Source organism: Marivita cryptomonadis, from assembly GCF_002115725.1.
GTDB classification, from domain to species: Bacteria; Pseudomonadota; Alphaproteobacteria; order Rhodobacterales; family Rhodobacteraceae; genus Marivita; species Marivita cryptomonadis.
This window is the reverse complement of sequence record NZ_JFKD01000001.1, coordinates 23449-42813: the sequence shown is the minus strand read 5'-3', so window position 1 is coordinate 42813 and position 19365 is coordinate 23449. Positions and strand designations below refer to the sequence as shown.

The window sequence follows — 19365 nt, the reverse complement described above, 5'->3', positions numbered from 1 at the left end:
CACGCCTCCGGTTACCTGATTGGGGAACCAAACGGGTTTGCTATTGGTTAACATCGCAAGAAAGCGCTAGTTTGCGCCGAACACGAGAGAGGAGTTCAACAATGAAGTTGATGATCGCAACTGCGGCCATGATGCTGGTCGGGTCGGGTGCAGCTTTTGCACAAGACGCCGCTGCCGGTGAAAAAGAATTCAACAAGTGCAAATCCTGCCACATGATCGTGGCGGCAGATGGCACAGAAATCGTTAAAGGCGGCCGCACCGGACCGAACCTGTACAACATCATCGGTCGCACAGCTGGCACCGTTGAAGATTTCCGTTACGGTGACAGCCTTGTCGCTGCAGGCGAAGCGGGTCTTGTCTGGAACGAAGAGACTTTTGTCGCCTACGTGCAGGATCCCAAGGGTTTCCTTGCTGAGTACTTGGATGACAGCGGTGCTCGGTCGAAGATGTCCTATCGTCTGCGCAGCGGCATGGAGGATGTCTACGCGTATCTTGTGACTGTAAGCCCTGATGCAGACACCGTGCACGACGGCACAGGTTCCGGGTCGTAATAAACCCGAAACAGACATGAGAGGGGCGTGCTGCAACAGCGCGCCCTTTTCTTTTGCGCCATCGACTTCGCAGAGTTGACCGATCTGTGTGGCTCGCGCAAAACGTCGCGCAAGAATAACAGGGGCAGTGCCATGAAGATTGCGATGATCGGGACCGGGTATGTTGGTCTTGTTTCCGGTGTGTGTTTTTCCGACTTCGGTCATACCGTCGTGTGCGTCGATAAAGATCCGCGCAAGATCGAAATGCTCGAACGGGGCGAAGTGCCGATTTACGAGCCGGGCCTTGATGCTCTCATGGCTAAGAATGTCGATGCAGGACGATTGAGTTTTACATTGGATTTGCCGGCCGCGATTGAGGGCGCCGAGGCTGTATTCATCGCGGTCGGCACACCGACACGCCGGGGCGATGGCCATGCAGATCTGACATACGTGATGGCGGCTGCCGAAGAGATTGCAAAGGCGGCAAAGGACTATGTGGTCATTGTCACCAAATCGACAGTTCCGGTCGGGACGAACCGCAAAGTGCGGGATGTCGTCGCCGCTGCCAATCCCGGTCTCGATTTCGATGTTGCTTCCAACCCCGAATTCCTGCGCGAAGGCGCCGCAATCGATGATTTCATGAAGCCGGATCGCGTTGTGGTCGGCGTTGAGAATGATCGCGCTGCAAAGGTCATGAGCGAAATTTACCGACCGCTTTATCTCAGGGATTTTCCGATCGTGACGACCGATCTCGAATCCGCGGAGATGATCAAATATGCTGCGAATGCATTTCTGGCGACCAAGATCACGTTTATCAACGAAATTGCAGCGCTGTGCGAAAAGGTCGGCGCGGATGTGAAACAGGTGTCCAAAGGCATGGGCATGGACAACCGCATCGGCAACAAGTTCCTTCATGCAGGACCGGGATATGGTGGGTCATGTTTTCCGAAGGACACCAAAGCGCTTGCGCGCATCGGGCAGGAACATGCCAGCCCGATGCATATCACCGAAGCCGTGATCGCCGTGAACGAAGACACAAAACGGCGGATGATCGGAAAGTTGCAGGACCTTTGTGATGGCAAGTTCAACGGCAAGACGGTTTGTGTTCTGGGCGTGACGTTCAAGCCGAACACCGATGACATGCGGGATGCACCGTCGCTCACCATCGTGCCCGCGTTGGTTGGTGGCGGTGCCAAGGTGAAGGTTTGCGATCCGCAAGGCCAGCACGAGGGTGAAGGACTGCTGCCGGGTGTTCAGTGGCATGACGATCCCTACGACGCTGCCAAAGGAGCTGACCTGCTGGTTCTTCTGACCGAGTGGAACGAATTTCGCGCCTTGGATTTGAACAGGATCGCCCAAGGCATGTCACGTGCCGTGATGGCCGACCTGCGCAACATCTACAATGCGAACGTGGCCCGTGACGCTGGCTTTGTGGCGTATGAAGGCGTTGGACGCATCGGGTATGTCTGACGAAAGACGGCCAGCATTGATTCGCCGCGCACAATGAGCGTACGTTCATCTGTGGCGGAAATGTGGCGAAATTAGGCGGCTTCGATCGGACAAAAACCGCGGTTATCTGGTTATTGTTCCTGCATAGGTGGCGATGTGGTTCAATTGCGGCAAAAAGCTTTGCAGCGCGCCACATTTCGGACAAAAACGCTCTTGTCGGGCGGGGGCTCGAACACCGGTGCGGCCATGCGTCAGGTCTCTGACATTGTCCACTCTCTCGAATTGCTCACGGACTGCGCGCTGCGCGGGAACAAGATGCAGGTCGGTCGCACCGAAACAGTACAGGAGCTTCGGACCTGAGGTCTCGATACGGTACACACGGGGGCGCGGATGGCAGCTACAACCATTCAACGAGGTGAAGCGCTGTGTGCCAATCGAGAATTAACTAGGTCCGAAGCACCTGCTGACTGCTAAAAAATTAGCCAGCGATGTCTTGACCAAGTATCGTTTTCAAGATGTTTTTTGCATTGTCGGACGCCCAGTCCGCATCGCCTCGCATCCGCGCGATCTCTTGACCTTCGGGATTGAGAATAACCGTGATGGGAAGACCAAGAACACCCATCTCTCGGGCAAGCCCTGACTTTGGATCACGATGAAGCGGCAGATTGTCGACGCCGATTTCGTCGAAGAATGACTGCATAGCCGGAGGCGGATTGCGCCCGGTTGCAACTGTCACAACTTCGAATTCGCCGCCGCCGAACTCTGTCTGAAGTTCGGACAACATCGGCATTTCCTTCCGACAAGGCGCGCACCAAGTGGCCCAAAAGTTCAGCAGGACCCATTTGCCCTTGTAAGACTCAAGCGACAGTGGCGCGCCGTCGAACGTGGTAAATTCTGCTGTTCCGGCGGCTTGCGGGGTGCTGTGGAAGGTCAGCTTTTTCATGTCGCCTTCGCGCATCGCCTCGGCTTTGGTGAGATCGGCCAGCGCTGGGTTTGCAAGCGTCACGAGGCCCGTATAGAGGATGGCGGCAAGAATTTTCTTCATTTTCCCTCCGAAGGGGTAAGACCATGTCCGACAAATCCTCGAACCAAATGTGGGGTGGCCGTTTCGCCGCTGGTCCAGACGCGATCATGGAGGCAATCAATGCCTCAATCGGGTTTGACAAACGTATGGCGTCACAGGACATCGCCGGTTCAAGGGCCCACGCCGCAATGCTCGCGGCGCAAGGTATCGTAACACCTAGCGATGCAGAGGCGATGCGGGAAGGCTTGCTCACCGTTTTGTCAGAGATTGAAACAGGCGAGTTTGCCTTTTCGACGGCACTTGAAGACATCCACATGAATGTCGAGGCGCGTTTGAAAGAGGTGATCGGGGAGCCTGCGGGCCGTCTGCACACTGGCCGGTCGCGGAACGATCAGGTCGCCACGGACTTCCGCCTTTGGGTGCGGGACCAATTGGATGCGGCTGTCTCTGGACTTGAGGCGTTGATGCGCGCGTTGCTCGCACAAGCCGAAGCCGGGGCTGATTGGGTGATGCCGGGCTTCACGCATCTACAAACCGCGCAGCCGGTCACATGGGGGCATCACATGATGGCCTACGTCGAAATGTTCGCCCGCGATCTGAGCCGCGTGCGGGACGCGCGTGAACGAATGAACGAATCGCCTTTGGGCGCTGCCGCGCTGGCGGGGACGTCTTTCCCCATTGACCGCGAAATGACGGCAGAGGCGCTGGGTTTTGACCGTCCGATGGCAAACAGCCTTGATGCTGTGAGCGACCGAGACTTCGCGCTCGAATTCCTGAGCGTCGCCAGCATCAGCGCCATGCACTTGAGCCGTTTTGCCGAGGAGTTGGTGATCTGGTCCTCGGCTCAATTCCGCTTTGTGACCCTGTCTGACAGGTTCTCGACTGGATCGTCGATCATGCCGCAGAAAAAGAACCCTGACGCGGCAGAGCTGATCCGCGCCAAGGTCGGACGCATCTTTGGGGCCAACGTCGCACTTATGATGGTGATGAAGGGTCTTCCGCTGGCCTATTCCAAAGACATGCAAGAAGATAAGGAACAGGTCTTTGATGCCGCCGACAACTGGATGTTGGCGCTGGCCGCGATGGAAGGCATGGTCAAGGACATGACTGGCAATCGTGCGAACCTCGAAGCGGCGGCCTCGGCCGGGTTTTCAACCGCGACCGATCTTGCGGACTGGCTTGTCCGCACGCTCGGCCTACCTTTCCGGGACGCGCACCATGTCACCGGATCTCTGGTGGCACTGGCGGAACAGAAGGGATGTGATTTGCCCGACCTGAGCCTTGAGGACATGCAGTCGGTACATGCGGCAATCACTGCCGATGTGTTCGACGTGTTGGGTGTTCACAATTCGGTCGCCAGCCGTACCAGCTTTGGCGGAACTGCGCCGGTTCGGGTGCGTGAACAGATCGCACTCTGGAAAGAGGTATTGGGATGAAAACTGTCACGCTGATCGCGGGCTTTGCCTTTCTGGTCGCCTGCGGTGCGGATGGTCCTCCGATCACACCATCGGTCAACACGACGGTGTCGGTCGGAAGTGAGGGAGTTCGAACGTCAACGGGTGTGACCGTGCGCTCTGGACCGGTGACCGTGGGGGCGAGCTTCTGATGACGCCGATGCGCTGGATTTACCTTGCCCTAGCGATCTGGGGCGCAATTCACCCAATGTATTATTTTATGTCGTACCTTGCGGCGAATGAGTGGAGTCTCGGCGCACTGATTGATGCGTGGTATGTCAACGACTCAACCACTGGACTGACGTGGGACCTGACGATTGCGGCTGTGACGCTGACCATTTGGATCATTGCAGAAGTCGCCGTACGACGGAACTGGGTGGCCCTGATCGCAATCCCTGCCACCTATTGCATCGGTGTGAGCTGTGGATTGCCGCTATACCTTTTCTTGCGGTCCAAGCCGATCACCTGACGGCTTTGGATTCAGGTAACCGAACAAGCAAGCAAAACCGGAGACACGTGCTTTGAACGGGTCATTCGTGCCTAGTTTCGAAGAAAAGAAGCAGGGGGTGGCGCAAAACATTGGGCTGCGCTACTGCATCGCGGTCTGGTCTGGAGGCGGGTGTGGATCATTTTCTTTATCGTAACGGCGAACTTTATGCCGAGGATGTGTCGGTTGCGGATATTGCCGCTGCTGTCGGAACGCCATTCTATCTTTATTCGACGGCCACGCTGACGCGGCACTATCAGCTTTTCGATGATGCTCTGAACGGCATGGAGCACATGGTGTGCTACGCGATGAAGGCGGCATCGAACCAGGCGATTCTAAAAACGCTTGCCGATCTTGGTGCCGGTATGGATGTCGTTTCGGGTGGCGAATACGCCCGGGCCAAAGCCGCCGGTGTTCCGGGAGAGCGGATCGTGTTTTCCGGCGTGGGGAAGACTCGCGGCGAAGTTCGTGCTGCCCTTGAAGGTGGGATTCGCCAATTCAACGTCGAAAGCGAACCTGAATTGCTGGTGATTTCCGAGATTGCTTCAAGTCTTGGCAAAATCGCGCCGATCACCATTCGGGTGAATCCTGATGTCGACGCAAAGACACATGCCAAGATTTCGACCGGGAAGTCGGAGAACAAATTTGGAATTCCGATCTCCAAGGCGCGCGCAGTGTATGCCGAAGCTGCCGCTTTGCCCGGGATCGACGTCATTGGCATCGATGTGCATATCGGGTCGCAATTGACCGAACTTGAACCTTACGAACTCGCCTATCGCAAAGTTGCCGAACTGACCGAACTGCTGCGGGCGGATGGCCACAATATCCGGCGGCTTGATCTGGGCGGTGGACTTGGGATTCCGTACACACGCTCGAACGAAGCGCCGCCGCTGCCATCGGATTACGGCGCATTGATCAAGCGCAGTGTGGGCCATCTGGGCTGTGAGATCGAGATTGAGCCGGGCCGTCTGATTGCGGGCAATGCAGGCATTCTCGTGAGTCGGGTGATCTATGTAAAGCAAGGCGAGGACCGACAGTTCTTGATCCTGGACGGGGCGATGAACGACTTGATCCGTCCGGCCATGTATGACGCGCATCACGACATCGTGCCGGTTCTCGAACCGGACGCCGGGGTTGAGCAGCAGCCCTACGACATTGTTGGCCCGGTCTGCGAATCCGGCGACACATTTGCCAAGAATCGTATGATGCCTCCGCTTGCCGCTGGTGACCTTGTTGCCTTTAGATCAGCCGGAGCCTACGGCGCTGTGATGGCCAGCGAATACAACACCCGTCCACTTGTGCCTGAAGTTTTGGCAAAGGGCGATCAATTCGCTGTCATTCGTCAGCGTCCTGACTTTGACGAAATCATAAACCGAGATACCATTCCTCCGTGGCTGTGAGGTATTCCCCTGCGGTCAACGAACCGGGAGATCGGAATGACCGCACGGGAAGACCTGCCCAAGGAGATTGATGCCGCGTTGCGTTGGCCGCTTTTCCTGACCCGTTTGGGGATGGGAGCCGAAGTGATCGTGCGCGCGTTCTGGCCGTTGTGGTCGGTGTTGTTCGCCGTCTTGGCGTTTCTCATGCTTGGACTGCAAGACTATCTTCCCATGGAGGCGGTTTGGGTCGTTTTGGCGGTGTCCGGTCTGGCGGCCGCGTGGGCGCTGGTGCGAGGTGTGCGCAGGTTCAGCTGGCCATCGCAGGCATCGGCCCTCGCGCGCTTGGATGCGACACTGCCCGGAAACCCCATTCTGGCCGCTATGGACAGCCAGGCCATTGGTGCCAGCGATCCTGCGTCTTTGGCCGTTTGGAACGCACACCAAGCGCGGATGGCGGCCCGATTGAAGGATGCCAAGGCAGCCGAACCCGATCTGCGCGTGTCCAAGGCGGACCCCTTCGCCCTTCGGTATGTTGCCGTTCTTGCCTTTTTGGTCGCGGCCGTTTTCGGATCGGTTCTCAAAGTTCAGACCGTGTCCGCAATGGGGCCCTCTGGGTCTGATCTTGCCTCTGGCCCGACATGGGAAGGTTGGCTGGAGCCGCCGCACTACACTGGTCGGCCCTCGATCTATCTCAATGACATCAGGGATGCGCGGCTCGACACTCCGGAAGGCAGCCGAGTTACTCTGCGGTTCTATGGCGAAGTCGGTGTGCTCAGCGTTACGGAATCGGTGTCGAACAGGACAGCGCCGATCGCAACACCTGAAGACCTTGTCGAGGCATCCACGAATACCGCTCAGGAATTTACTGTCACGCGATCAGGGCAGCTTGCGATCGAAGGGCCAGGTGGTCGAGCATGGGAGATCGTTGCAACGCCAGATCGCGCACCGGAAGTCATGCGTGATGGCGAGATCGAGGTCAGCTACGAAGGTGAAGCGCAAATTCCTTTCACCGCCAACGATGACTATGCGGTGGCAACCGGGACAGCACGCATTGCGCTTGCGTTGACCGACGTTGACCGCCGCTATGGCCTTCGGATCGATCCGGAGCCGCGTGCCACAATCGAATTACCCTTACCGATGCCGATTGCGGGTGATCGGTCGGAGTTCACAGAAACCCTCGTGGACAACTTTTCGGAACACCCTTGGGCCAACCTGCCTGTCACAATCAGCCTGACCGTCACCGATGAAGCAGAGCAGATTGGAGAAGCCGTGCCTGAAGTGATCGACCTGCCGGGCCGTCGCTTCTTTGATCCCATGGCCAGTTCGATCATTGATCTGCGTCGGTCGCTGTTGTGGAACCGGGACAATGCGGCGGATGTTGCCTTGTTGATGCGCGCTGTTTCGCATCGCCCAGACGATGTGTTCCGATCGAGCACCGATTTCCTCCGCCTGAGGACGATCATGCGCCGGATCGAGGCCTTGTCGCGTGTCACGATGACCGATGACCAACAGGCCGAGATTGCACAGGCGATGTGGGATTTGGCGATCCGGTTGGAAGAAGGCGATCTGGAAGACGCGTTGGAACGGTTGCAGCGCGCTCAGGATCGCTTGTCCGAAGCGATGCGCAATGGCGCGTCCGATCAGGAAATCGCTGAGCTGATGCAAGAATTGCGTGAGGCGACCGATGACTACCTGAGGCAGCTTTCGCGCCAGGCACAACAGGATCAACAGAACGACCCTGATCAGGAAATGACTCAGAACCAGAACATGATGGAGATGAGCCAGAACGATCTGCAAGAGATGATGGACCGCATTCAGGAACTGATGGAGCAGGGCCGCATGGCCGAGGCGCAGGAAGCGCTCGAACAACTGCGCCAGATGATGGAGAACATGCAGGTCACGCAAGGCCAAGGCCAACAAGGTCAATCGCCCGGCGAACAGGCTATGGAAGGCTTGGCAGAGACATTGCGTGAACAGCAGGGTCTTTCGGATCAGGCGTTCCGCGACTTGCAGGAGCAATTCAACCCGGGTCAGCAAGGGCAACAGGGCCAACAGCCCGGTCAGCAGCCGGGACAGCAGGGGCAAGGCCAAGGACAGCAGCAGGGCCAGCAACAAGGCCAAGGGCAACAGCCGGGTCAGGGGGGGCAGAATGGCGAAGGCCAAAGCCTCGAGGACAGCCTTGCTGAACGGCAGCGTTCTTTGCGGCAAGAGCTGAACCGACAGTCACAAAACTTGCCCGGCGCTGGCACCGAGGCTGGAGATGCCGCACGTGAGGCACTGGACCGTGCCGAGGGAGCAATGGAAGGTGCTGAAGATGCGCTGCGTGAGAATGATCTTGCAGGCGCCATCGACAATCAGTCCGAAGCCATGGAAGCGCTGCGCGAAGGCATGCGCAATCTAGGCGAGGCAATGGCGCAGCAGCAACAGCAAGGGCAGGGCCAGCAAGGCATGGCGGATGGTGCGGATCCCGGCCAGCAGCGCGATCCTCTCGGCCGGAACGTCGGCTCGAACGGCCAGATCGGGTCGAACGAGAACCTGCTGCAAGGCGAGGATGTTTACCGTCGGGCCCGTGAATTGCTGGACGAGATCCGGCGTCGTTCGGGTGAGGGCGAACGCCCTGAGGAAGAACTGGAATACCTCGAGCGACTGCTTGATCGGTTCTGATCTTGCGCGTTTGTGTCAACGCAAACGGATGCTGCTTTAGCGCATCTTTTGGCCGTTGCAGCCAATGCGCCCGGATCAGGTGTCGGGGTCAATCTTGCCGCGCAAGGATTTTACCTCGCCCCGCACCTTCTTTTCCTTGAGCCTGCGCTTCTTGGAACCAAGCGTGGGTTTGGTGGGCACCCGTCGCTTCGGTGCGGTAAGCGCAGCGACAATCATCTCTTTCAATCGCTCCCGTGCGATGTCTCGATTTCTGGCTTGTGATCGGGTTTCATCGACCTGAACAATAACGGCACCATCCTTGGTCCATTTCCGCCCGGCGATCCGCCGCAGACGGGTTTTGACGGGGCTCGGCAAGTTGGGGGATCGATCCGCCTCGAACCGCAATTCAACGGCCGTCGACACCTTGTTGACGTTCTGACCGCCGGGACCGGATGCGCGGATGAACTGCTCGGTCAGTTCCCAATCTTCAATGCTGATCTTGTCTGAAATCTGTAGCATCAGGATTCACTTAGCTCATACAAAAAGGGTCGCCACATGGGCGACCCTTCGAGACTTACGGAGGCGGGGTCCGGTTAGGTTCCACACCAATTCGATGGGTTCGTCACCCAGGGTTTGCCCTAGATGTGTGCCTCTCGAACTGTTCCGACACCTCTCTCCAATACCTCTCTCGACACTGGATCACCTCCTTTCAGCTGTTGATAAAACGCACCCTCAGCGTGACAGGCTTTCCGTATCGCGCAACTGTTTTCTTACGTCAGAGCCGCTTTTTCACGAAAACGTAAAACGATGAGTCGAAAAGGTATCAGTGCGAGCAACGCGAGTGCGATTTTGACCATCCAGTCGGCAACTGCCAGCGATACCCAAAGCGGCGCAACCGGTCCGGCACCCAGCATGGGAAGCATTTCCCCTGCCCAAGAGACGTCGTTGGACGGTTCGATAAAGCTAAGCCCGCCAGAGAATGCGATACTGAAAAACAGCGCTGTGTCTACAGACGCACCGATCAGCGTTGATGCCAACGGAGCGCTCCACCAAGCACCTTCGCGCATCTTGTCAAAGATTTTGACGTCAAGAAGCTGTGCAGTCAGGAAAGCTATGCCCGAACCAAGGGCGATGCGAAGGGTGACCAGAGGGCCGAATTCGCCTTGGATTTGCGTACCAATCAGCGAGCAAACGACGCCTACGATAAAGCCTGCGAACACCACTTTGCGTGCAGCGCTGGGCCCGTAGAGCCGGTTCATCAGGTCAGTGACAAGAAAGGCGAGTGGATAGGTGAAGGCACCCCATGTCAGCCAATTCCCGAACAGGAACTGAACAAGGATGTTTGAGGCCAACACGATGAGGGCCATGGCGATAATGCCAGGAATATGAGCGCGGGTCATTGTGACTCCCGTTTTGCCAAGGTTGCGGGGACTTGATTCCCATCTCAGGGAATGGCGCGGTGCATATAGCGCTGCATCTGGACAGACAAGCTATTTGGCCAAGGCGTATTCGACGATCTCTGTTTTCTGCAGGAAAAGGAAATTGTCGTCCGACACCATGGTCAGCCGCAACGTCCCGTCCGGGGCGCTCCAAACCGCAAGTCCTTCTAGGTTGTCGTGACGGCGCGGTTCGGTCGTAAGCAGCGTTTCTCCATCAAGGTTTGAGCCTTCTGAAATTCTGAAACGCCGAACGCGCGAGGAAAAGCCAAATCCGCCAAAACCGCGTTCCAGAACATAAAGCTGCTCATCAGGGCCGATATCCGCTCCAACGGGAAGAAACCCGTCGCTTCGGGAAATCGACATTGGCTGATCCCAGCCGGCGTCGACCCGAAAACGAAAGACCGGAAAGGGGGTATTCAGGCCCGAAGAGGTTTCGGGTAGCGCATATACCGTGTTGTCAGGCGAAAGAGCCAAGGCTTCCAGTCCGCGATTGAGCGGCAGGGCGTCGATGGCTGGATATCTGGGCAAAGCGGCCCATATCCCATCGATATCACGTCGCAGGACGCGGTTCTCGCTTTCGACCGAAACATATAGACGGCCATCAGTATCAAGCGCCAAGCCTTCGGTGTCCCGCACAGATGGCTGCGCGAATAAGTCATCGGGCAGGTCAAGTGGCGCCATCTCCGCGCTTCTCACCCCGATGATCTTTCCGTCATGACGAAAGATGGTGCCTTCAATAAGATGCGCCCGGTCACTGATGATGACAAATCCAGCGCCATCAGGCGTCAGCGAAATACCGGAATACCCGCCAAACCCTTCGCGTTCCTTTGTCCAATGATAGGACGACAGGAAACGAGCTGTCTGAATATCCTCGGCCAAACCGGTGTCAGGACTCAAAGTGCATCAATTGGCCGACAGTACAGTCGCGCACTGAGCGGGAAGATCGCCAAGCGTAAGTTCGCGTCGTGGTGTTGGTTTCGGTGCGTTGGGGTTGGGCGGCGGTGGATTGAGAATGTTGTTCACCCATTGCTGTGCGTCGTCACATCCATCGCCCCGCGGCGGCGCATCCTGATCGACACATCCCGACATTCCCGGAGGACAGGCCAAGCGGACATGGAAATGATAGTGGTGGCCGTACCACGGACGGATTTTGCGCAGATACTGACGGTTTCCGGTTTCGGCATTGCACATGGCGACCTTGGCGCCGGGAAACACAAAGATACGCGCCACCCGTGGGTCGCTGGCAGCGGCCTTTATGATATTATGATGTGCTTTCGTCCATTGATCGTTGGTGAAAGCTCCGTTCGAGCGGCGCATCGAAATCGACGAGATGTTTTCGCGCTCTGTCTGGCTCAGGTTCAGCCGGTCTACAGGTCGCATCCAGATATCGGCATCAAGGCCGATCTGGTGGCTGGCGTGACCCGTCAGCATCGGTCCACCACGCGGCTGACTGATGTCCCCAACATAAAGACCGTTCCAACCTGGTTGTTGCGCCGCGATGCGCGACAGATCCTGCAGAAAATCAACTGTGATCGGCAAGCCCCAATTGCGATTCCGCGACAGGCGCATCGCCTGCCACGTCGGGCCGGTTTCCGGCAATTGCACCTGCCCGGCAGCACAGCCCTTGGCGTAGCTGCCAAAGGCGGCTGGAGATTGAGTGGAGGCGTTCTCCATTCCACCGAAAAGCTGCTTGGCCTGCCGCGTGCTGAGGACACTGGTCACGCGGGGGGCGCTGGTGGCAGATGTTTCTGCATTGCGCGATCCGCTGTCATCGCCACAGGCGGTCAGAAAGAAGGCGAGACCGAGGATAATCGAAAACCGTTTCATGATACTGCCTGTTTCCCGTTTGGGTTGACCCAGAGTAACAACACAAGGCCGATCAGGAAAAGGCCTATCACGGGGCTCACACCCAATTGTTGTGATCCAGTGGCATAGGTGGTGATCCCGATAAGCAAAGGTGCCAGAAAACTGGTCGCTTTCCCTGCGAGCGCATACAAGCCGAATGCTTCGGTCATGCGCGCAGGATTGGCCTGTCGCACCATCATGGTTCGGCTAGCCGATTGAATGACACCACCGGCGGCACCGATGACGGCACCAATCACGTAAAACGCGATGTCGGGCAGCGTGGATCCTTCTGGGAGTGCAATACCAAACATCGACTCGCGCGAAATCAGGACAATGGCCACACCAACCGCAGTCAGCGCAATTATACAGGCGGCGATCACTGGCTTTGGTCCAAAACGCGAATCCACCATGCCACCCAGCCACGCCGCCAAGGCACCCGCGATGATGGCGATGATGCCGAAGATGCCAACGTTCTGAACGCTCCAACCCAAGACTCCAGCGGCGTAGATGCCGCCAAACGCGTACATCCCGTTCAATGCGTCGCGGTAAAACATGGCCGATCCAAGGAACGCAAAAAGTGACCGATCCTGAGGCAGTCGTTTCAGGGTCGACTTGAGGTCATTAAGCGCCAGTTTGACCGCGCCTTTCGGCGCTTTTTGTCCTTTCGGTTCTCGTACGAACAGGAAGAACGGGATCATGAAAACAACAAACCAAATCGCTACGAGCGGACCGACAAAGCGGGTACCTTCGCGTGCCTCTGGGTCAAGACCAAATACTGGCTCCAAGCCGATCAAGGTGCGCCCGGTTGTGGCATTGTCGGCAAAAAACAGCAGCATGATCACCAGTGCGAACAGGCCGCCAACATAGCCGAACGCCCAGCCATTGCCGGAGATACGTCCGATCTCGTCGGGAGTGCCCAGATCAGGCAGCATCGAGTTGGTGAAGGTCGTCGCGAACTCCATGCCGATCATTCCGATGGCAAAGAAAGTCAGGATCAGGATCAGGCTGAAATCGCCGGGTGCAGCGTACCAGAGACCTGCCGCACCAACCACGTACATGATCGAAAAAAGCCAAATCCAGCGCATGCGGTTTCCGCCCGTGTCAGCCAGTGCGCCTAAAACCGGCGCAATAACCGCAATGACAATGCCGGCAGCCCCGATCCCGAACCCCCACGCAGATTGCGCGGTGGTGCCATCGCCCACCAATTCCTTGATGTAGGGGGCGAAAATGAAGGTAATCAGAAGCGTATTATACGGTTGACTGGCCCAGTCGAAAAAGAACCAGCCCCAAATCCGTTTACGCAAAGACGCGTTCGCCATGCCAAATCCCCCTGCCGAGGTTATGGGTGCGAAATGTCAAAGCGGCAAGCGCAGTCAGGCAGATACCGCGTCTTGCATCGGCGGCCATGGACGCGCGTCTTCTGCGCGCAGCCAATCTGCCACCCAATCGGGCATTTCAGGTGATGGCGTGTGCTCCATTCCCATGGCCGCAATGACCCGGTCGGTTGCAACAATCCCGTTCCGGTCAGTGACTGCAGAGCGATAGACTGCATGGTTCGCGCATTCGCCATTCTGTTTCCACATCGACTGTTCGATGTAGAGAAACCGCGCGTCCCAGCACAGAAGTCGGCTGCGCATTTCGAAGCGTTCAAACGTACGGATGCGGCGTCTGTACCGTACGACAACACCTGCCATCGTCAGTCCCCACCGTTCCTGGCGGATCATACCCATCAGACCGTTCACCTGAGCAAGAGGAATGCGTCCAAGGTCGTAAAGCGTCAAAGTGCGACCGTTGTTCAGCTCCATCCACATGTCGATGTCCCACGGCCAGCAGCGATGCTGCGACACGTAGGTGGCGAATGGCCCAAGTTTCGGGGCTTTGCGCGCTTTCCAGATACCAAGCGCCATGCGGATGAAAGGATACATCGGATTCTCCTGTTGCCCGCTTAGTTGACCTGACGCCCGATCACGTCAACCGCGACCTCGCGGCAAGTGCTCTGACTTGTTCTTCGGCGCGCTTGCGCCTACCTGTTGTCAGATCACTGCCAAGGGAATTCCGTCCGATGCAATCGCTCTACCAGATCCTGATGCTGCTTCTCGATATCGTGTGGTTCTTCATCATTGCCCACGTCATCATGAGTTGGCTGATCAATTTTCAGGTCTTAAACCTGCGTCAGCCCATCGTCGCGCAGATCTGGGACGCTCTGAACCGTATTCTGGAACCGATGTATTCGCGGCTCCGGCGTATTCTGCCGCCGATGTCGGGGATCGACCTCGCGCCGCTGGTCGCCTTGATCGGGGTCTATATCCTGCGCATCGTGCTCTCGAACAATGCTGGATTCTTCTACGGGTTTTGACCCGACCTAAGGCTTGTTCACGCATCCTTAGTATGAGACTGTCAGGTTAAGAGCAGATATAGTTAAGAACCTGACAGGTCACTCATGCCCCGCGATATGTCTGACGCAGACGCCATTCTGCGCGATATCTTTGGATTCGACAGTTTTCGCCCCGGCCAGTCCGAGATTGTAGAGGCTGTCTCGCATGGGGAAAACGTGTTGGCCATCATGCCGACCGGTGGCGGCAAGTCGCTTTGTTTTCAGTTGCCTGCTTTGGTGCGCCACGGAGTCACCGTCGTAATTTCCCCGCTCATTGCCCTGATGCGCGATCAGGTGCGCGGGTTGCGCGAAGCAGGCGTCGCCGCGGGGGCGCTCACCTCGGCCAATACGGACGAAGAAAACGACGCCGTTTGGGATATGCTGCATTCTGGCGCTCTGAAGCTGCTGTATCTTGCCCCGGAACGCCTTGCCTCAAGCGGCACGCAACGGATGCTGCAACAGGCGGGCGTGTCACTGATCGCCGTGGACGAGGCCCATTGCGTCAGCCAGTGGGGTCATGATTTCCGCCCGGATTATCTTCGCATTGGTGAACTGCGCCGTGCGCTGGATGTGCCACTAGCCGCCTTCACGGCCACGGCGGATGCCGAAACGCAGGAAGAGATTGTCACGCGCCTGTTTGATGGACATGCGCCAACCACGTTCTTGCGGGGGTTTGACAGGCCCAACATCCATCTGATGTTCGCACCGAAGAACAAGCCGCGTGAGCAGATCCTGAAGTTTGCAGCCGCGCGCAAGGATCAATCTGGCATCGTCTATTGCGGCACGCGCGCGAAGACCGAAACTCTTTCGCAGGCACTTAATGCCGAAGGTCACACCGCGTGTTTCTATCATGGCGGGATGGACCCTGATGCGCGCCGCAGCGTCGAGGCGCGCTTTGCCACCGAAGACGGACTGATCGTCGTCGCGACAGTTGCCTTTGGCATGGGTGTCGATAAGCCCGATATCCGGTGGGTGGCACATGCCGATCTGCCGAAATCCATCGAAGCCTATTATCAGGAAATTGGTCGCGCTGGGCGCGACGGGGCACCTGCCGAAACACTGACACTCTACGGGTCTGACGACATTCGCCTGCGTCGGTCCCAGATCGACGAAGGGCTTGCACCGCCCGAACGCCGTCATGCCGACCACGGACGTTTGAACGCGCTACTGGGGTTGGCGGAAGCTCTTGAATGCCGCCGCATGACGCTGCTTGGCTATTTTGGTGAAGCAGACATCACCTGTGGAAATTGCGATCTGTGCGACAAACCGGCCGAGGTGTTTGACGGCACCGAGGCAGTACGAAAAGCGCTGTCCGCTGCGCTGCGCACGGGTGAAAGTTTCGGTTCCGGGCACCTGATCGACATCCTGCTTGGCACGAAAACCGAAAAGGTGTTGGCCCGCAGCCACGACACATTACCAACCTTTGGCGTTGGCAAAGATCTTAAGCGGGGGGAATGGCAGGCGGTATTTCGGCAGATGATGGGCCATGACCTGATGCGCCCGGATGCCGAACGGCATGGGGCGTTGGTGATGACCGAAGCCGCCCGCCCGATTCTGCGCGGTGAAGCGACGATCAACCTGCGCCGCGATAGCCTTGAAGCGGCCAATGAACGCCGCCCTCAAGTTCGGACTTTGGTCAGCGACGAAGACGCGCCGCTGCTTTCTGCGCTCAAGGCCAAGCGTCGTGCGTTGGCCGAAGAACAATCGGTCCCGGCTTATGTGATTTTCCCGGATAGAACGCTGATCGAGATGGTCGAGAACCGTCCAAAGACGCTTGACGATATGGCACGGATCAACGGCGTTGGTGCAAAAAAGCTGGAACGCTATGGTCGGGCTTTTCTCGAGGTGATGGCAGGGGATGTCCCGGACATACATCCCGCCCGACGAAAACTGGCCGCAAGCGATGCGGGTGGCATCTTTGATGCGCTATTGGCCTCGCAGGCCCAATTGGTCCGTGGGTCATGTGGAACGATGAAGCCGATGTCCTGCAATGCCGGGCAACTGGCGAAAATTGCCCAGAGCAGACCGCGCGATGAAACCGCCATTGCCCGCATCATCGGCGATCGCCATGCAGAACGCTTTGCCGAGAGCTTTCTGGACGTTTTGCGGACAGCGGACTAAATCAGCCGGAACCGAGATATAGAAAAGGTGTTGCCATGCTCGTCGTGATTTCCCCAGCCAAACGTCTTGACTGGTCCGAGCGTGAAGTGACCATGACCGAACCGGTGTTTCAGAACGACGCGAACCGCCTCTCGAAATCGGCGCGCAACCTAACGTTAGGCAATCTCAAGGCGTTGATGGATCTTAGCGATGATCTTGCCAAGCTGAACCGCGACCGTTTTCGGGATTTTGAAGACCAGCCCGATCAAGATGATCTGCGCCCGGCTGCACTGGCCTTTGCCGGCGACACCTATCAAGGGCTTGAGGCCAGCACGCTGGATGCAGATGAAATGCGCTGGGCGCAGGATCATCTGCGTATCCTGTCGGGTCTTTATGGTGTTCTGCGCCCATTGGATGGCATTCAGGCCTATCGCCTGGAAATGGGCAGCCGGTTGAAAACGCGGCGCGGTGGCAACCTTTATGACTACTGGCGCGATCAGATCGCCAAAGAACTCAAGGCGCAGGCGGCAGACCTGAACACCGACACGCTCGTCAACTGTGCCAGTCAAGAATATTTCGGGGCGGTGCCGCCGAAACCGCTTGGCCTGCGGATCGTCACGCCCGCCTTCATGGAAGACAAGGGCGATGGCAAAGGGCCGAAGATCGTCAGCTTCTTTGCTAAGAAAGCGCGTGGTTCTATGGCGCGCTACATCATTCAGCGGCGGCTTACTGATGCAGAGGGTTTGCTCGATTTTGATTTGGGGGGGTATGTATACCGCGAGGACCTGTCCGAAATGAATAAGCCGGTATTCGTGCGCCCCTACGACGCAAGCTGAAGCTGCGGACAATAGAGCGTCAGCTTTTCAATCAGCGCGTCTTTACGCAATGGTTTGGTGAGATAGTCTGTCAGCCCGGCCGCGATCACCATTTCCCGATCACCATCAAGTGCATGCGCGGTGACTGCGACGATCGGAACATGGGGTCCGTCGCCCTCAAGTGCGCGGATGCGGGCAGTTGCTTCTTTTCCATCCATACCGGGCATTGAGATATCCATGAAGATCACGTCGGGACGTTCGTCCTGGAACGCCTGAAACGCCTCAAATCCGTTGCTCGCAGTGCGCAGGTCAATATCGAGTTGACCAACCATTTTCCGAAAAACCAACTGATTGGTCCGGTTGTCCTCGGCAAGAAGTACCTTGGGTGTGCGGTTGCTGGCAGTATCCTCTGACAGGGTGCTGTCTTGTGCCTCTGCATGTCGGTACGATTCATGCGATACGACGGCAAACTGATCGCTGTCCACCGGCAGGGTAATGCGGAAACCAAAGCAGCTTCCGACGCCTTCCTTTGACTCGACCCAGACATGCCCCTGCATCATCTCGATCAGTCGTTTGGTGATCGCCAGACCAAGCCCGGTGCCTTCAAACTGGCGGTTGCGGTCGTCTTCGACTTGATTGAATTCCCCGAACACATGTTCGACTTTTTCCGGGGCGATGCCGATCCCGGTATCTTCTACCGTGATCTGTAGCGTTGTGCGCCTGCCATCTTCGGGAGTCCCTACAACACGCAAGAAAACTTCGCCCTGAAGCGTGAACTTGACCGCGTTCCCCATGAGGTTGGTCACAATCTGCCGAATGCGTCCCGGATCACCGACGAACAAGGTCGGGACGGACCTGTCGTAATCGGTCTTCAACGTCAAACCCTTGCCGCGCGCTGTGGGCTGCAAAAGCATCACCACCTCGTTCAGTGTTTTCTCCAGATCGAAAGGTTCGGGATGGAGCACCAGTTTGTCGGCCTCGATCTTTGAGTAATCCAGCACGTCGTTGATAATGACCAACAGTGCCTCGCCTGAATGTTTGATCGTATCGACAAACAGGCGCTGTTCGCTGTTGAGATCGGTTTCCGTCAGCAGATCAGCCATTCCCACGACACCGTTCATCGGGGTTCTAATCTCGTGGCTCATATTTGCGAGAAATGCGGATTTCGCGCGGTTGGCCGCTTCGGCACGTTCGCGGGCGTCGTGGAGTTGTTCTTCGTAGCGTACACTGGAAGTGATGTTGAGTGCGAGGCTCACTACGTCTCCTGAGGGACCACGTCGATCAAATATCCGGATGTGCTCACCGTTCCACAATTGGATTTCCATTGGTTCCGGATCGTCCTGTTGCCAACGATCCTGCATCCGCGCGCGCCAATCTGGGGGTGGTTCCTGCCCGATATTGACGATCCCTTCCTCGGTTAAAAGCTGGAGAATACGGGGATAGGTGATGCCGGGCTGCACCTCTTCCAGATCCTCGAACACGGCGAGGTAAGCACGGTTTGCAACGATCATGCGGTTGTCAGGATCGAAAAAGGCAAAGCCGTCCTGAATGGTCTCGATCGAATGCCACAGCCGACGTTCCGCGATCTGGATCTTTTCGTTGGCGACGCCCAGTTCGGTTTTGACCCGCTGATTTTCGCCGCGCACCATCGCCACCTCGGCCCGGGTTTCGACGATTTCATTGTTGAGTTGCTGAGCATGGCTGCCAAGCTTGCGATTTGCAGCGAACAGTTCGGCCTGTTTAAGTTCCAAAAGGCGTTCCGCTGCCAAGCGGGCACGTCGTTCCTCGGCCAGCTTGTTGGCGAGACTCATCCAGACCTCCGTAAT

Annotated in this window: 18 protein-coding genes; 10 read left to right on the top strand and 8 right to left on the bottom strand. The window is 57.3% G+C overall.

Going from position 1 to position 19365, the window contains the following annotated elements:
• Positions 1-101: 101 nt before the first annotated feature.
• Together MCRY_RS00185 and MCRY_RS00180 are read left to right on the top strand one after the other, a co-directional pair.
• Positions 102-551 carry a c-type cytochrome gene (locus MCRY_RS00185; protein WP_085627450.1) on the top strand — a complete coding sequence of 150 codons (450 nt, stop codon included), beginning with the start codon at positions 102-104 and terminating at the stop codon, positions 549-551.
• A gap of 132 nt (positions 552-683) precedes the next feature.
• Positions 684-2000, top strand: coding sequence for a UDP-glucose dehydrogenase family protein (locus MCRY_RS00180; RefSeq protein ID WP_085627744.1), 1317 nt, complete (start codon positions 684-686; stop codon positions 1998-2000).
• 457 nt (positions 2001-2457) lie between these two features.
• Here the strand turns inward: MCRY_RS00180 and MCRY_RS00175 are convergent, their stop codons facing one another.
• A complete protein-coding gene (locus tag MCRY_RS00175; RefSeq protein ID WP_085627449.1) occupies positions 2458-3024 on the bottom strand; it encodes a TlpA family protein disulfide reductase in 567 nt (188 codons plus the stop codon).
• 23 nt (positions 3025-3047) lie between these two features.
• On the opposite strand from MCRY_RS00175, the gene argH reads away from it, so the two are divergent.
• From argH to MCRY_RS00155, 5 genes are all read left to right on the top strand, one after another.
• Entirely contained in the window at positions 3048-4439 is a 1392-nt protein-coding gene (gene argH / locus MCRY_RS00170) for an argininosuccinate lyase (RefSeq protein WP_085627448.1), read from the top strand.
• Positions 4436-4609: a hypothetical protein gene (locus MCRY_RS22755; RefSeq protein ID WP_171046063.1), complete on the top strand. Its 174-nt coding sequence runs from the start codon at positions 4436-4438 to the stop codon at positions 4607-4609. The genes argH and MCRY_RS22755 overlap by 4 nt, the downstream gene beginning before the upstream one ends.
• On the top strand, positions 4609-4926 hold the full coding sequence (locus MCRY_RS00165) for a DUF2834 domain-containing protein (RefSeq protein ID WP_085627447.1): 318 nt from the start codon (positions 4609-4611) through the stop codon (positions 4924-4926). Before MCRY_RS22755 ends, MCRY_RS00165 begins: the two co-directional genes overlap by 1 nt.
• 152 nt (positions 4927-5078) lie before the next feature.
• Entirely contained in the window at positions 5079-6344 is a 1266-nt protein-coding gene (lysA, locus tag MCRY_RS00160) for a diaminopimelate decarboxylase (RefSeq protein ID WP_085627743.1), read from the top strand.
• Positions 6345-6380: 36 nt separating this feature from the next.
• Positions 6381-8987 carry a TIGR02302 family protein gene (locus MCRY_RS00155; RefSeq protein WP_085627446.1) on the top strand — a complete coding sequence of 869 codons (2607 nt, stop codon included), beginning with the start codon at positions 6381-6383 and terminating at the stop codon, positions 8985-8987.
• A 75-nt stretch (positions 8988-9062) separates the two neighbouring features.
• Here MCRY_RS00155 and arfB read toward each other — a convergent pair whose 3' ends face one another.
• The 6 genes from arfB to MCRY_RS00125 form a co-directional block, all read right to left on the bottom strand.
• Positions 9063-9485, bottom strand: a complete 423-nt coding sequence (arfB, locus tag MCRY_RS00150) for an alternative ribosome rescue aminoacyl-tRNA hydrolase ArfB (RefSeq protein WP_085627445.1) — start codon at positions 9483-9485, stop codon at positions 9063-9065.
• A 251-nt stretch (positions 9486-9736) separates the two neighbouring features.
• Entirely contained in the window at positions 9737-10366 is a 630-nt protein-coding gene (locus MCRY_RS00145; RefSeq protein ID WP_085627444.1) for a queuosine precursor transporter, read from the bottom strand.
• 90 nt (positions 10367-10456) lie between these two features.
• Positions 10457-11302, bottom strand: a complete 846-nt coding sequence (locus tag MCRY_RS00140) for an esterase-like activity of phytase family protein (protein WP_085627443.1) — start codon at positions 11300-11302, stop codon at positions 10457-10459.
• A 6-nt stretch (positions 11303-11308) separates the two neighbouring features.
• On the bottom strand, positions 11309-12232 hold the full coding sequence (mepA, locus tag MCRY_RS00135) for a penicillin-insensitive murein endopeptidase (protein ID WP_085627442.1): 924 nt from the start codon (positions 12230-12232) through the stop codon (positions 11309-11311).
• Positions 12229-13569 carry an MFS transporter gene (locus tag MCRY_RS00130; RefSeq protein WP_085627441.1) on the bottom strand — a complete coding sequence of 447 codons (1341 nt, stop codon included), beginning with the start codon at positions 13567-13569 and terminating at the stop codon, positions 12229-12231. The genes mepA and MCRY_RS00130 overlap by 4 nt, the downstream gene beginning before the upstream one ends.
• Before the next feature lie 54 nt (positions 13570-13623).
• Positions 13624-14175, bottom strand: coding sequence for a thioesterase family protein (locus tag MCRY_RS00125; protein ID WP_085627440.1), 552 nt, complete (start codon positions 14173-14175; stop codon positions 13624-13626).
• A gap of 137 nt (positions 14176-14312) precedes the next feature.
• Here MCRY_RS00125 and MCRY_RS00120 point away from each other — a divergent pair, with 137 nt between their 5' ends.
• The 3 genes from MCRY_RS00120 (at position 14313) to yaaA (ending at position 17560) form a co-directional block, all read left to right on the top strand.
• Entirely contained in the window at positions 14313-14606 is a 294-nt protein-coding gene (locus tag MCRY_RS00120; RefSeq protein WP_085627439.1) for a YggT family protein, read from the top strand.
• Between the two features lie 84 nt (positions 14607-14690).
• Entirely contained in the window at positions 14691-16745 is a 2055-nt protein-coding gene (recQ, locus tag MCRY_RS00115; RefSeq protein ID WP_085627438.1) for a DNA helicase RecQ, read from the top strand.
• Between the two features lie 35 nt (positions 16746-16780).
• Positions 16781-17560 (top strand): peroxide stress protein YaaA, encoded by a 780-nt coding sequence (gene yaaA / locus MCRY_RS00110; RefSeq protein WP_085627437.1) that lies wholly within the window; start codon positions 16781-16783, stop codon positions 17558-17560.
• Here yaaA and MCRY_RS00105 read toward each other — a convergent pair.
• Positions 17545-19350, bottom strand: a complete 1806-nt coding sequence (locus MCRY_RS00105) for an ATP-binding protein (RefSeq protein ID WP_085627436.1) — start codon at positions 19348-19350, stop codon at positions 17545-17547. The two genes, yaaA and MCRY_RS00105, sit on opposite strands and share 16 nt — an antisense overlap.
• Positions 19351-19365 lie beyond the last annotated feature (15 nt).